General features: G+C 59.9%; 13 protein-coding genes. 4 read left to right on the top strand and 9 right to left on the bottom strand.

Annotation, left to right across the window (positions count from 1 at the left end):
• Window positions 1-37: 37 nt before the first annotated feature.
• The 5 genes from ACFPWW_RS03020 to ACFPWW_RS03000 all read right to left on the bottom strand — a co-directional run bounded on the left by ACFPWW_RS03020 (window position 38) and on the right by ACFPWW_RS03000 (window position 6899).
• Entirely contained in the window at window positions 38-412 is a 375-nt protein-coding gene (locus ACFPWW_RS03020; protein WP_377310299.1) for a response regulator transcription factor, read from the bottom strand.
• Window positions 409-3066, bottom strand: coding sequence for a PAS domain-containing protein (locus ACFPWW_RS03015; RefSeq protein WP_377310298.1), 2658 nt, complete (start codon window positions 3064-3066; stop codon window positions 409-411). Before ACFPWW_RS03015 ends, ACFPWW_RS03020 begins: the two co-directional genes overlap by 4 nt.
• Window positions 3067-3193: 127 nt before the next feature.
• On the bottom strand, window positions 3194-3562 hold the full coding sequence (locus ACFPWW_RS03010) for a response regulator transcription factor (protein ID WP_216759117.1): 369 nt from the start codon (window positions 3560-3562) through the stop codon (window positions 3194-3196).
• Window positions 3562-6006 (bottom strand): PAS domain-containing protein, encoded by a 2445-nt coding sequence (locus ACFPWW_RS03005; RefSeq protein ID WP_377310296.1) that lies wholly within the window; start codon window positions 6004-6006, stop codon window positions 3562-3564. Before ACFPWW_RS03005 ends, ACFPWW_RS03010 begins: the two co-directional genes overlap by 1 nt.
• A gap of 221 nt (window positions 6007-6227) precedes the next feature.
• On the bottom strand, window positions 6228-6899 hold the full coding sequence (locus ACFPWW_RS03000) for a VOC family protein (RefSeq protein WP_377310294.1): 672 nt from the start codon (window positions 6897-6899) through the stop codon (window positions 6228-6230).
• Between the two features lie 249 nt (window positions 6900-7148).
• On the opposite strand from ACFPWW_RS03000, the gene ACFPWW_RS02995 reads away from it, so the two are divergent.
• The 4 genes from ACFPWW_RS02995 to ACFPWW_RS02980 all read left to right on the top strand — a co-directional run bounded on the left by ACFPWW_RS02995 (window position 7149) and on the right by ACFPWW_RS02980 (window position 10354).
• Window positions 7149-7991, top strand: a complete 843-nt coding sequence (locus ACFPWW_RS02995; RefSeq protein ID WP_216759114.1) for an SDR family NAD(P)-dependent oxidoreductase — start codon at window positions 7149-7151, stop codon at window positions 7989-7991.
• Between the two features lie 245 nt (window positions 7992-8236).
• Window positions 8237-8644 (top strand): tautomerase family protein, encoded by a 408-nt coding sequence (locus ACFPWW_RS02990; protein WP_377310291.1) that lies wholly within the window; start codon window positions 8237-8239, stop codon window positions 8642-8644.
• A gap of 40 nt (window positions 8645-8684) precedes the next feature.
• Window positions 8685-9713, top strand: coding sequence for a D-cysteine desulfhydrase family protein (locus ACFPWW_RS02985; protein ID WP_377310290.1), 1029 nt, complete (start codon window positions 8685-8687; stop codon window positions 9711-9713).
• Between the two features lie 47 nt (window positions 9714-9760).
• A complete protein-coding gene (locus tag ACFPWW_RS02980; RefSeq protein WP_377310288.1) occupies window positions 9761-10354 on the top strand; it encodes an NADPH-dependent FMN reductase in 594 nt (197 codons plus the stop codon).
• 72 nt (window positions 10355-10426) lie between these two features.
• Here ACFPWW_RS02980 and ACFPWW_RS02975 read toward each other — a convergent pair whose 3' ends face one another.
• The 4 genes from ACFPWW_RS02975 to ACFPWW_RS02960 form a co-directional block, all read right to left on the bottom strand.
• Complete coding sequence (locus ACFPWW_RS02975; RefSeq protein WP_377310286.1) at window positions 10427-11956, bottom strand: aldehyde dehydrogenase (NADP(+)); 1530 nt, start codon at window positions 11954-11956, stop codon at window positions 10427-10429.
• Window positions 11957-12167: 211 nt separating this feature from the next.
• Window positions 12168-12803 (bottom strand): isochorismatase family cysteine hydrolase, encoded by a 636-nt coding sequence (locus tag ACFPWW_RS02970; RefSeq protein WP_216759109.1) that lies wholly within the window; start codon window positions 12801-12803, stop codon window positions 12168-12170.
• A 17-nt stretch (window positions 12804-12820) separates the two neighbouring features.
• Complete coding sequence (locus ACFPWW_RS02965; protein WP_016556131.1) at window positions 12821-13372, bottom strand: hypothetical protein; 552 nt, start codon at window positions 13370-13372, stop codon at window positions 12821-12823.
• A 133-nt stretch (window positions 13373-13505) separates the two neighbouring features.
• Entirely contained in the window at window positions 13506-14486 is a 981-nt protein-coding gene (locus ACFPWW_RS02960; RefSeq protein ID WP_377310285.1) for an enoyl-CoA hydratase/isomerase family protein, read from the bottom strand.
• Window positions 14487-14500 lie beyond the last annotated feature (14 nt).

Below are 14500 nucleotides of genomic sequence, written 5' to 3'. Positions count from 1 at the left end.
CTCAATAGCGGTACCGCGAGGGACCAAGGCTGAATCGTCAGATCACGAGCGAGGCGAGGCGAAGCGCATTCTGCAGCTCGTCTTCACTGAACGGCTTGAACAGGCACTCCACCGCCCCGTCCCGTATCACGCGCTCGCGCACCATGTCGTCAGCGAACGCTGTCACAAAAATGATCGGAACTTGCAGGTTTCTGTCTCGTAGTTCCCTTTGCAGTTCCGGTCCCGTCATGCCCGGCATCGCCACGTCCAGGATGATGCCGTCGCTGGCCCCCAGTGCCTGCGACCCGAGAAACGCCTCCGCTGAAGGAAACGCTTCGACGGATAGGCCGAGCGACCGGAGCAGGTCTGGGAGAGCTTCTCGAACAGACTCGTCGTCATCGATCACCGATACGAGCTTCGATCGTTTCCTCATCGAACTGTCCCCGAGGGCGACTGTGACCTGTCTTTAGCTTTAAGGTCGCAAGACTCGCTGGCGACCTCATATATCGGAATGGCAAATGCAACCGTTGCGCCAAGGCCATTGTTTGCGTTTGCCCACAGCCGTCCATTGTGATTTTCGACTATGGATCGACTGACAGATAGCCCGATGCCCATGCCATCGGGCTTCGTGGTGTAGAATGCGTCGAAGATCCGTCCCATCCCTTGCGAGCCGAAGCCGACTCCGTCGTCACTCACTGAAACCTGGACCTCACCTTTCGGGTCTGCTTGCGTCCTGATTGTGATTTTCCTCGGTCTGTCGTTGATCACAGCCAGAGCCTCGATGGCGTTTCGGAGCAGGTTCATGATCACCTGCTGGAGCTGGACACGCGCACCTGCGACGCGTGGCAGGTCGGGGCCGAATTCTGTCGCGATCGACACGCGCGCCCGCTGGAGATCGCTGAGTGCCAACGCGATCACTTCGCTTGCTATCTCGTTCATATCGATCGGTTCGATGCTCGGAGGTTTTCTGCTGAACAGCGCCCGCAGCCTGACGATCACGTCGGCGGCCCGGTTGGCATCGCGGATCATGCGGCGAGCCGTGTCTTTAGCGACCTCCATGTTGGGAGGTTCCGTAGCCAGCACGCGAAGACACGTATTCGCATTGGTGACGATTCCGGCAAGAGGCTGATTGACCTCGTGGGCGATCGACGCGGTCAGCACGCCAAGGCTTGTCGCGCGGGTGACATAGGCGAGCTCGGACCGAACCTCGTTGAGTGTTTCTTCTGCCCGCCGGCTTTCAGTTACGTCCTGCACTGCGCCAGTTAGTTCCTGCTCGCCGTCCTTGTTTCGCTCGCTGTGCGCCAGCACGCGAACGTGCTTCATCGACTTGTCGGGCATCACGAGCGTGATGTCGTAGTCGAAGTCGCCATTTCCTTCGCGCGCGCGTTCGAGGATGCGCTGCACCCTTGCAAGACTGTCGTGATCCAGCCGCGACAGAATCGTGCGCACCGTGACCCTCGAGGAAGGATCGACCTCGAAGATGCGGTAGGTTTCCGCCGACCAGGTGACCTCGTCTGTGGCTAGCTTTAGTGAGAAGCTTCCAGTCTTGCTGAGTCGTTGGGCATCGGCGAGAAAGGCTTCGCTTCTGCGGAGGCTGTCCTCCGTCCGCTTTCGATCGTCTATGTCCGTCAGCAGGCCATACCAGCGCACGATCTCACCGTCGGTGTTTCGCAATGGCAACCCGCGAAGCTGAAACCAACGCCACGTTCCATCGTGTCGCAGGAAGCGGGTCTCGTAGTCATAGGGCTCTCCGGTCGCGATGGCTCCCATGAAACTGTCGATGCAGATCTGCAGATCGTCGGGATGGGTGATCCCGTTCGTTGCCCAGTTGTCGAGCTCCTCGATAGGACGCTGGAAATAGTCGATTATCTGCTGGTTGCCGCCAATCAGTTTGGCGTCCGGCGAAAAGATCGCAATCATTCCAGCTATGCCGTCGATGACAAATCGTGACTCGCGCTCACGTTCCGCCAGCGCGTCTTCTGCCCGCTTCCTATCATCAATGTCCATGTGAAGGGCGTACCACCGGATGATCCTGTCATCCTCCGACTTCAGGGGATGTCCGGTGACTTGGAACCACCGATATGTTCCGTCGGCGCGCCTCAGACGCACTTCTGTATCATACGGAGATCCGGATGCGACGGCATCCGACACGGCTGCGATCATCCGGGGCATGTCGTCCGGATGAACGACATCTGTGCTGCCCCATTCGCGCAGCTCATCGAGCGTGCGGCCGTAGTACCGAAGCAGCGGTCCGTTGACCGCCTCGACCTCTCCATCTGGAGCGAGGACGCCGATCCCGGCCGGGATGCTTTCCAATACGAGTTGCGCTTCGCGCTCGCGCGCGGCGAGCGCCAATTCAGCCTTTTTGCGGTCATCAATGTCGACGAGAAGATGAAACCAACGCAGAATATTTCCGTCGCGATCCTTGAATGGCAAGCCAAGCACATTGTGCCACCGATATACGCCGTCCGAGCGGAGATGCCGGCTTTCGACATTGTAGAAGGTCGCTGTCCTGTGAGCCTCGAGCTGATCGGCGATGGTTTGCTGCAGGTCCTCGGGGTGAACGACTTCGATCGCCTTCCAGTTCTTCAGTTTCTCCAGCGTCATGCCGAAGTATTCGAGAGCGGGATTGTTCAATGCTTCAACGTCTCCGGTCGGTGTGGTGACCGCGACTGGAACAGGAATGCTATCCACGATGCGCTGAAAGTCAGTTTCGTGCTCGGAACGGCTATCGCTGCTTCCAAGCCTAGATTCGGAGGCAAGCCCATACCATTTCTGGACATTGCCGTCTGTGAGCATGGGATTGCACTGAACCCTCAGAAGGCGGCGCTCGCCGTCAGCGCGCAGGGTTGGAATCTCCATCTCGAATGGCTCACCCAGAGATAGCATCGAACGAAAGCGTTGCAGGATCATCGACGCCTGCGCAGGTTCCGCGTGCACCGGCCATTCCCACGAGTCTGCCTCGGTCATCGGGACGCCCGAAAAGTCGGCCATGTCCTTGTTCACAAAATCGATGCGTCCGTCCGGAAGAGCGCTGAACACCATCCCAGGCAGCGTATCGAGAACCCGACCGAGTTCCGTCTGCATGCATGTCCTTTCAAGGGCTGAGCTACCCTTCTCGTGCACTGTATGGGTTCCGCAACTTGTCGTACATTGTCCTATGGTGTCGGATGCTGCCGGACTTTGCTGAGATTGCACCCGAGCTCACACTCTCCTAGGCAAAAACCCGATCCAGCGTTTCCTGGAGCGCGACATCGCTGAACGGCTTGAACAGGCAGGCAACCGCGCCGTTCTGCATGAGTGGAATTCGATCGTTCTCATCCTTGTGGGCTGTTATGAAGACCACGGGAATTCGGTCACCGCGACGGATCAACTCTTCCTCAAGCTCGGGACCGGACATGCCAGGCATGGCGACGTCGAGTATCAGGCAGTTCGTTCTTGACACCCATTCGGAATCCAGGAACTCATCGGCAGAGGAGAATGCGCGGACGTCGTATCCGAACATCCGGATCAGGTCGGGAAGAGACTCTCTGACCGACTCATCATCATCAACGACAGATACCAGCGCGCGCGCGCTCGTCATTATCGATCCGCCTTCGAGCAGGGGCTGTCCTGCGTTCTCCGAGCCCTTATCGAAAAGCCAAATATGGCGCCGCCTGCGGAACCCGAGGTCGCCCAGATTTTACCTCCATGCGCTTCGACTATGGAGCGGCTTACCGACAAACCGATTCCCATGCCATCGGGTTTCGTTGTGCGGAAGGCGTCAAACAGGCGATCTGTTTCCAGAGTTGCCAATCCGCACCCAGTGTCGGAAACTGTCAGTTTCACGCCTCCATCGTCCTCCGCCTCTGTTCGAACGAGGATGCTTCGGGACGAAGGCGATATGTCCGCCATGGCCTCGATGGAATTTCGGAGGAGGTTCATTATGACCTGCTGGAGCTGCACGCGATCTCCAACGATAAGGGGCAGGCTATCGGAAAGTTCCGAATGCAGGCTGATGCGGCCTCGTTGCATGTCGTTTGTCAAGAGCGCGATCACTTCCCGGGCCGCCACGTTGAGGTCGAGCGGCTCGACCGTCGCAACGCCTCGCCTGAACAGATTTCGCAGCCGGACGATCACATCCGCCGCCCGGTTGCCATCGCGGATCGTCCGTCGTGCTGTTTCCATTGCACCGCTCACATCTGGCGGGGTCTGCGACAGCATTAGCAAAGATGTACTGGCGTTCGTGATGATTCCGGCCAAGGGCTGGTTCACCTCGTGCGCAATGGATGCGACCATGGTGCTCAGGCTCATCGCTCGAGCAAGCTGAGCCAGGTCGGAGCGCAGCTTGTCCCGGGCCTGCTCCGCCAGCCGCTGCGCTGAGACATCCTGCACTGCTCCAATGCACTCCGTCGTGCCGTCGAGGTGTTGGACTATGCGTCCCACGACCCTGACATACTTCATACGACCATCGACGAACAGCCTGATGTCGTAGTCAGGGTTGTCGCCTCCCGAGCGCACCTCAGCCATCTTCTTCGCCAGAAGGCCAAGATCCTCCTCGTAGACGCGTGCAGCTATCTTGTCGAAATCGATTACAGTGTTCTGATCGAAGCCGAAGATCCGGTTCAGCTCGTCCGAGAATGTCAGTTCGTCGGTGTCGACCTTCCAGGAAAAGGTCCCGGTCAAGCTGATCCTTTGTCCTTCCGCAAGGAGCACTTCACTTCGTCGGAGCGTCCTCTCCGCGATCGTTCGCGCGGTGATGTCTGTCACGGCGCCTATGAATTCTGGGTCAGCGGCATTCAAGCCGATGTTCTGAAGGACCACGTGCACGTATTTGATTTCCCCGTTTGGCATCAAGAGGCGGTGCTCGAGGTCGACATTCATGCCATCGTGCGCCGCGCGGGAAATGAGCTCTCGGACTTGAGCTAGGTCTTCGGGGTGGCAACGGTCGAGCATCATGGTCACCGTCGGCTTCTGCGTGACGGGCAGGCCGGCAACCCGGTAAGCCTGGTCCGACCACTGGATCTCGTCAGTCGACGGTCTCCACCAGACGCTGCCCGTCTGGGTCAGTTCCTGGCCCTGCGCGAGAAACGCAGCGCTCTTGCGCAATTCTTCCTCTGTTCGTTTCCTGTCGTCGATGTCGGTATTCGTGCCGTACCAACCCGCCAGCGACCCATCTTCGGCATATGACGGATTTGCACGGAACAGGAACCACTTGTAGTCGCCATCGCAGCCGCGCAGGCGGGCCTCAGCTTCTCCAGCGCGCCCCGACCTGAGAAGTGCGAGCAATGTGTCCTTCAACGTCGTTGCATCGTCCGGGTGAAGGGCCGTCATCCAGTTCCAGCCAATAGCCTGTTCCCTCGTGTATCCGAGAAACCCCAGGAAGCGCGTGTTGAGGTGATCGGCGCGACCGTCCGGTAGGGCGAACCATGCCATCAGTGGAATCGCATCGACGATCCTGTTGCGCTCGCGAATGATTGCCGCCTGATTGTCATCCCGAAGTTTGAAAGCCTGTCCGATTGCGACGGCTGCCTGGATTGCTGCAACGCGCAGGATGACCCTGTCCTCTTCATCAGGGAAGAAGGATTCACGGGTGCCGGCAACGAGCGCGCCATTGGCGATGTTTGCGTTGAGTTCCTGGAGAACACAGGAGAACGTCGATGTGCCCCATTGCAACGTAGTGGCAGATAACGTGGAAGTCACATCGCCAAGCATGGCTATCAGGTCATGTCGGAAACCACTCGCGTCGTCCAATCCAGCGAGTCTCCCGAACCAAGTGATGTTGGTGCTCCGTTCGCCTTGGCGCGCGGCAATTCTCAGAACCAGGAAATCGACGTTCAACAGAGGGCCGACGACATCCAGGAGTCTCTTGCCAATGTCATCAAGGCCTTTTCCGATCCATGTAGTAGGAAGAGCCGTGATTGTCAGGATGTCGTCCACGCACCGACGAAGCCGATCGCGACCTGTCATCGCGGCGATCTGGGCTGAAGCATGCGGCGGCAGCGCAGGATTGTCTGCATGGGTATTGTCCGGATTCTGGTTCGTCACAATTTCCCTTCGTGAGCTGGAACATCCGAATTGCTTGTCGTAGCCGGTAGCCGTCCGACAGTCGCTCCGTGCTTTTGCGAGGACAATGTCGCCACCGGATCATGCCTCACCCTGCTGCTACCCATCTATAGTGCAATGGTATCGGTATCGGCGGAAAATCAGCGAGCCCGCGACGCCGCTAGTCCCACCTTGGCCTCATTCAGCGCCGCCACGCACAATGCTCATCGAGTCGGGAGAGGACCGCCCGACTGCTCGCTCACGATATATTCGGCGTACCAGTCCGGCCATGCATCGTCGTGTTTCCCACCCATGCGTTTCTCATGTTCGCCATGGGCTTCGGCGGCACGACGAAGCGCGGTCGCAAGATCGGCGGCGGAGCTGAAGGCTGCACCTGTGGCTTCGATGCGGCCGGGAAGTCTCGCGGTCACTTCTTGGAGCAGCCACCCGTTGCCGTCCGGATCCATGAAGGACGCAAACGAGCCATAGCTGGCGCGAGAGGGATGGGGGCCGGGGAGCCGCCCGTCTGTACCCTTGTGGTGAAACACACCACCTGAGTCATGGAAAACACCGCTCATTTCCGCCCCGCGAGCGGCGAGCGCCGCATGGGCCATCTCGATGTCGGCGACGATGAGGTGCAGGCCCTGTGCCGATCCCGGGACGGCCGCAGTAACTTTCCTGCCGAAGATGACGGAGCAGGGCGATCCCGGAGGCGTAACCTGGACGACCCGGAAACCATCTGCGCCAGAGACGTCGGCATCGAGTCTCCAGCCAAGGGCCGTGTAGAAGGACTTCGAGCGATCAACGTCGGAAACAGGTATCACAATGACCTCAAGCTTCATGTCGATGTCGTTCACAGCGGTGGCAGACTGAGTGCTGCGCTCCTGGATGGTCATTCGCCTTCTCCCTCTAGGTGAACCTGCGGACCATCCGCAGACGGCGTGACGATGCTCTCGCGCACCGGTCGCGTCCATTGTCCGATGGTGTTGGTTCCGGCGTGTGATCGATCGCGAAAACCCTTCCAAGGTATCGCCGATACCTTCGTCCAATGGATTCCGGGTGGGTTCCGGCCGATCCCTATGACGATTAACGGCCAACAGTCAGATGGGCAGCACGCTCACGGACGCTCAGCAGGGAGACGCTAGATGACCCAATCCTCCAAAGGGACAGCCCTGATTACAGGTGCATCCTCAGGCATCGGCGCGATCTACGCCGACAGGTTCGCCAGACGAGGCTACGATCTCGTCCTCGTGGCGCGCAGCCAAGATGCGCTCACGAAGGTTGCCGGAGAAATCACCCGGGGGACTGGGCGTCGCGTTACGACCCTGCGAGCCGATCTCGGCGCCAAGGAGGACCTTCTCAAGATCGAGAGGTTACTTCACAGCGATCCATCAATCGCGGTGCTCGTCAACAATGCAGGCGTTGGCGCGGTGCAGCCGCTCCTTGTCTCTGATGTTGACGACATGGAGCGCATGATCAGGATCAACGTCACGGCATTGACCCGGCTTGTCTATGCCGCCGCTCCGTCCTTTGTGGCGCGCGAGAAGGGCACGATCATCAACGTCGCATCGGCGCTTGCTCTCGCCCCCGAAATTCTCAACGGCGTCTACGGTGCCACCAAAGCGTTCGTTCTCGCGCTGACGTTCTCGCTTCACAAGGAACTTGCCGAGAAGAACATTCGCGTTCAGGCCGTTCTTCCGGGGGCTGTGGAGACTCCGTTCTGGGAGGCTTCCGGCGGATCGCTCAAGCATCTTCCTGAGAATATAGTCATGAAAGCCGACGACACGGTGGACGCTGCTCTCGCGGGCTTGGATTTGGGGGAGCTGGTGACGCTTCCATCCGTTCCGGACGCGGATGACTGGAATGCATATGAGGCGGCGAGGCAGAAGTTGATACCAAACCTGTCGCGGAGCATTCCTGCGCCCCGATATCGCCCCGCAGCGATCCCGCAGAATGCCATGCCCGGAGCGTCCCATGCCGGGGTTTAAGTTGCCGATCGCACTCAAATCTTGGGTGTCGGCAGGACGGCAGGCAGTCGTCCTCGCCACGATAATAGGTGCGCTGGCATCATGCTCAAATGTATCACAGACGAAGTCTGCCTTCACGCCTTCCGAAGGTGGCGGAGGTCGTAACATGGGTGACCTCAACTCTCGGAATTCCGGTGCGAGCTGCACGCCATCGGGATGCGAATCCACGTCATGACGAAGCACCGCACCGAAGAAGGAGATGACCGATGCCATTGGTGAAGATCCACGTCTTCAAAGGGCGCAGCGTCGATGAACTTCAAACGCTGCTCGACGTAGCCCACGATGTCGTGGTCGAAGCGCTCGGCGTTCCGCGCCGAGATCGATATCAGATATTGGAGCAGTACGACCAATCGCATCTCCAAGTCCTTGATACCGGTCTCGGGTTTGATAGATCCGAAAGATTCGTTCTTGTCGAAATCATCAGCCGCGTCCGCTCACGCACGACGAAGCTCATCCTATACGAAACGCTTGCCCGGTCGTTTCGCATCGAATGCGGTATCGATCCGTCCGATGTCATGGTCTCTATCGTGGAGAATTCGGACGAGGACTGGTCGTTCGGCATGGGGCGGGCTCAGTTTATCACCGGAGAACTGACTGCAAGCAGAACCGACTGAGGCAGTCGTGCCGCACATCAACCTTCGTGGAGACAGTCCGATGACTAAAACACCGCTCCTAAGCCGTTTCCCGCGCACGCGCCTGATTGAGCGGACGACGCCAATTCAGCGCCTCGACCGCCTCGAGAGTGTCCTCGGTGCGCGTGCAAAGGGTATCACAATATGGGCGAAGCGGGACGACGTCATGGGGTTGGGGGGAGGCGGCAACAAGCTGCGCAAGCTAGAATTCCTTGTAGGGCAGGCCGCAGCCGAGGGCTGCGACACCCTAGTGGCGATCGGAGGAGTCCAATCGAACTTCGCCCGGCTCGCCGCTGCGGCGTGTGCGCGATCCGGGCTGGCATGCGAGCTGGTTCTCGCACAGATGGTTCCTCGGGATACGGCGATCTATCAGAAGAACGGGAACGTCCTGCTGGATCGCTTGTTCGGGGCTCGCTTGCACGTCCTGAAGCGGGGAGATGACGCGGGTGTGTTCGCCTCGCGCCGGGCGTCCGAGCTCGCCGCCTCCGGGCGCAAGGCCTTTCTGGCCACCCTCGGTGGTTCAACGCCAGTTGGGTGCTTGGGCTATGTGGATTGCGCATTCGAGATCGCGATGCAGTCTGCCGAGTTGGGAGTGGAGTTCGACCAGGTGGTAATCCCCAATGGCAGCGGTGGAATGCATGCGGGGCTTGCTGCGGGAATGGTGGTCGCAGGCCGCGATCCCTCCCGAGTACTGGCTCACACCGTCCTGTCACCCGTTGATGCCTGCCTTCCCGCCACAGTCGACAAGGTCAATTCTGTTCTCCAGCTTATGTCCAGGAAGGAGCAGGTGGGGCCTGGCGATCTCAGCATCAGCGGCACGCAGCTCGGAGGCGGCTACGGCATTCCGACACAGGAGATGGTCGAGGCTGTCAGATTGCTCGGCAGCACGGAAGGCCTTCTTGTCGATCCCGTCTATGGAGGCAAGGCATTCGCCGGCATGCTTTCCGATTTCGACAGCGGCGCCATCAGGTCGGGATCAAACGTCCTCTTCCTAATGACCGGAGGTTCGCCAGGGCTCTACGCGTACGCCGATGTCCTGAACGACGACTAACCCTCGAACGAGGGGCATAGACAGAAACCAGCAAAAATGAGGATCGCATGGCTTCCAAACCAAAAATCGCCGTCATCATCGGCTCGACCCGTCCGACCCGTTTCGGAGATAAACCAGCGCAGTGGATGCTAAAGCAGGCTCAGGCACGCGACGACATGGATGTGGAGGTGGTCGATCTGCGTGACCATCCGCTGCCGTTCTTCCATGAGGTGGCATCCAACGCATGGGCCCCTAGCCAGGATCCAGAAGCGGTTCGCTGGCAGAAGATCGTCGGGCAGTATGACGGCTACATCTTCGTCGTTGCAGAATACAATCGCTCGATCACCGGGGTGCTGAAGAACGCGCTCGATCAGGCCTATACGGAATGGAACCGCAAGCCCTTCACCGCCATCGCCTATGGGAGCACTGGCGGCTCGCGGGCCCTCGAGCATCTCAGGGGTATTGGTGTGGAACTGCAGATGGTCTCCACGCACGCTGCCGTTCACATTGGCGGAAGCGATTTCTTCGCGGTATTCCCGATGGGTGGAAACAAGCCAATCGAGGATATCGAGGCAAATCTCCTGCCGTCGGCCAAGATGGCGCTCGACGAGCTTGTGTGGTGGGCGAAGGCAACAATGGCGGCCAAGGCAGCCGAGCTCTGATCTTCGGAGATGAGGGTTGGTCGGGAAGGCGGTCCAAGCCTGCCCGACTTCTTCGTCACCACCCGAGCGCGCTTACGACCTTCTAAGTGACTCCGGAAGCAGCTCCGCCGGGAAGTCCTGGTAGGAAACAGGTCGCAGGAAGCGATAAATCGCCAGTGTCCCGACTGAGGTCGATCTACCGTCTGACGTGGCCGGATACGGCCCCCCATGGACCATCGCCGGGGATACCTCGACGCCGGTTCCGAAGCCGTTTACGAGAAGTCGACCCGCGAGAAGCTCCAACTGCGGGATGATCATCGAGGCGTCAGCGATGTCCTCAGCATCCACGTGCAGGGCGATCGTCAACTGACCTTCCAAGGATTCGATCACTTCAAGTAGCTCCGTTTCGTCCTCGCAGCGAACGATCAGTCCCGAGGCGCCGAAGACTTCCTCCTGAAGCTCCGGATCGCGGAGGAATGCTGCGGCAGTCGTTTCGAAGAGCGCGGCCGCGGCCTGATAGGAAGTTCCGTTCCTCCCCGCAGCGACCTTCGAGACGGACGATGACGACGACAGCCTTGCCACGCCCTTGCGATAGGCGTCGCAGATCCCGCCCGTCAGCATGGTCTGGGCCTCCGTTTCTGAAATCGCTGCACTGGCACTTTCGATGAACGCATCGAGCCCCGCACCGTCGACGGCGATGATAAGGCCCGGATTGGTGCAGAACTGGCCTGCACCCAGGGTTAGAGCGGATGCGAACGATCTTCCGATCTCGGGTGCGCGATTGCGAAGCGCATTCGGATAAAGGATGACCGGATTGATACTGCTCATCTCTGCGTAGACTGGTATGGGCTGCTTCCGCTCCGAGGCGATCTTCATCAGCGCGGTGCCGCCCCGGCGCGAACCGGTAAATCCGACGGCACGGATCCGGGGATCGGCGACGAGGGTCTGTCCCACTTCGAACCCTGCATCGAACAAAAGGGCAAACGTCCCACGTGGAAGACCGCATGCCGCGACGGCGTCCACGACTGCTTTGCCAACGAGCGCGGACGTTCCGGGGTGGGCGGAGTGGGCTTTGACGACAACCGGGCAGCCGGCGGCGAGAGCCGAGGCTGTGTCGCCGCCAGCGACAGAGAATGCGAGCGGGAAGTTCGATGCTCCGAATACGGCGACCGGACCGAGAGCAACGTTTCTCAGTCGTAGGTCCGGTTTGGCAACAGGCTTGCGCTCAGCGTCGGCCGGGTCGAAGCGAAGCTCCTGAAACTTGCCGTCGCGGACCTCTTTCGCGAACAGGCGCAACTGTCCGACAGTTCTGGCGCGCTCGCCTTCGATTCGAGCGCGCGGCAGACCAGTTTCGTCCGACGCTCGCAGGATGAGATCGTCGCCGAGTGCGATGATGCCATCAGCGATGGCTTCCAGAAAGCGCGCCCGATCTTCGAGCGTCGTCTCCTTGTAGACCGGGAACGCGGCCCACGCCAAAGCCGCGGCCATCTCCGCCTGCTCCTTCGTCGCGCCTGCGAAAGTCGGTTCCATCGAGCTGCCGTCGGCAGGGTTTGTCGCGGTGAACGTCGCAGCCGCGCCACGCACGTTTGCGCCGCCGATGAGGAGGTCGCCGGAGAGTGTCATGTGGATCCTTTCGAATTGGGAGCCATGACCGCCTCTCTTTGCTGCATGGGAGCATCGACATAGTCGGCGGCAATTGGCTGTCGAACTCACATAGGTGCAGGTGAAGGGCCTGCCAACCCTTCGAAACGAAAAGTATTACTTTTTAGTTTCAAGAGAGATCCGGCGCGCGCGTGAACGCCCGCCGGATACTGGTGGCGGCTGAGATGCGAGCTTACGCCGCTTGTGTGAGGGCGATCGCTTCGATGGCTTCAGTGGTCTCGACGATAGCGCTGGCATAGCTGGGGAGGTTGACCTCCAGAGCGGCATGCATCATCTCCGGCGAGTAATCGGCTACCGCGTCCTTGACGACGGTCACGTCGTATCCGAGTTCGGCGGCGTAGCGGACTGTCGCCTCGATGCAGGTATGCGCGACGAGCCCGATCACGATCAGCCTCTGGATTCCATGCCGCTTCAGCTCGAGATCGAGATCGGTGTTGGCGAAACCGCTGGAGCACCAGTGTTCGGAGGCCACGACCTCGCCCGGTTGTGGCACGAACTCAGCGCGAAATTCTCCGCCCCAGGTGCCGAACTCGAAGCTCTTGCGATGCCAAGCCGCGCGCTGGATAGGAGCGATGAACTTCCAATTTTCGTAATCGCCTGCGCGATACCTGTGATGCATTGCGTAGAAGACACGAAGCTTCGCCTCGCGTGCCGCATTGAGCACCTGGAGCATGTGCGGCACGCAGTTGTTCGCCTCGGCCACTTCCTTGATCCTCGGCCAGATCTTGCCGCCTTCGGAAATGAAGTCGTTGTATGGATCGACCACGAGCAGACCAGTATTGTTCCGGTCGAAAGACAGTTGTGTCATGGGTATTCCTCCGGTGATCAGGCCGCTTTCGTGGAGGCGGCGTTCTTCAGCGCCGCCCGCTCGATGCTTGCCGCAAACAGGGGTGTTTCGCCTTTGTTGTGTGCGATCGACATCGGTTGCCGCTGCGTCCGGAAGATCTCGAACGGGATTCCCTGGCGGTCGAGCGAGGCCATCATCTCGTCCGTCGCATAGGACCTGACGCGGTTGGTGAACTCGCATCGACCCGCGTCGAGTTTCTTGACGCTGAGCTCCCAGGTGACGTGGATCGTCACGCGGCCATTTGGCGTGAACACGTCGGAATCGGAATCAAGAATGAGATGATCCTTCTCGCCGAGGGTTTCGAGGTAATGCTGGACCATCAGGCTCCCGCCGATCGTCTCGACATTAATCGACATGCGAGTTCCGTCGGGCGCCGTCGTGAAGCCTGCGGCGATGTGTGCGGGAGAGCATCCTTGGTATTCCTTCTCGGGCAGGGTGAAGCACCACTTCGGTATATCCACCTGTTCGATCGGCGCGTTGATGATTGCCGAGAAGCTGGAATCGACGATCTGGTTTTCGATGCTGTGCATGTGACTTCTCCATCGCTGGTTGGTTGTCGGTGCGGAAAATCTCCGCGGCTGGGACGCGATTTATCTGAGTGGACGATTGGCAGGATGTGCGCCCGCGCGACCTGCCGTTCCGACGCGCGGGCGCGGCTCCGGCCTACTTGTCGGCCAAAGTCTGCGTGTAGTGCCCGAGCCGCGCTTCGATGTCGGGGTTCGTCTGAAGCCCCATTTCCATCAGGCGGCCGATGTTCTTCTGCGCCACGGGGCGCTGGACGGACTGGATGAACGCGTCCCAGCCCGCTCCGATTTCCGGATCGCTGGGGAGGCTGGCGAAATCGACGAGGCGTTTTGTATCGGCGATCGCCTGGCGGTCGAAACCAGAAATCCTCGCGGCGAGCGCATCGACGAAGGGGTCGAGCTTCTCGTCGTCGAACGAACGGTTGACGTAGCCGTACTCCTCGGCAAGCTCGCCGTTGATGTCATCGGACCCGAGCAGCACCTCGAGTGCACGGCCGCGGCCCATTAGACGCGGAAGGCGTGCCATTGGGCCGCCGCCCGGGACGAAACCGGCTCCGACCTCCCATTGAGAAAGGATTGCATTCTGCTTGCTGGTAAACCGCATATCGCTGGCGAGCGCCAATTCGCTGCCGACGCCCGTGGCTCGCCCGCGGATCAGCGCGATAGAGACAACGGGCGCCTTGCTGATACGAACGAGCATGTCCGGGAGGGGATGGAGGCCGGTCTTCCCATAAGGCAAGCTTGTGGATTCGGAGAGCGGCGGCGTAAAGTTGTAATGGGTGAGGAAGAAGCCCGGCACAGCGCTGTCGAAGACAACGACCCTCAGGTTCGGGTCCGCTTCGATCTCCGCGACGACCTTCTCCATCTGTGGAATGGTCTCCGGCCCGAATATGTTGAAGGGCGGATTGTCGAAGGTGACGCGCCAGTATGCGGGTGTGCGCCTCTCGATCCGGATCTGCGGTTTCTCGCTCGCAGGCTGTGACTTGGCGTCAGCGGGGCGATCGGTCTTTTCCGCGACCATGGTCTGCCCGGAAAGAGCGAGCGCGGGAAGCATGAGCACTGCGGCAGCAGTCAGGAACTTCGATGACGCGATCATTGCGCTCCTCGAGATGGGTTTCATGAATACCTCCATTC

The organism is Rhizobium sp. GCM10022189 (assembly GCF_042656325.1).
Lineage (GTDB): Bacteria > Pseudomonadota > Alphaproteobacteria > Rhizobiales > Rhizobiaceae > Rhizobium.
This window is presented reverse-complemented; position numbering and strand designations above follow the sequence as displayed.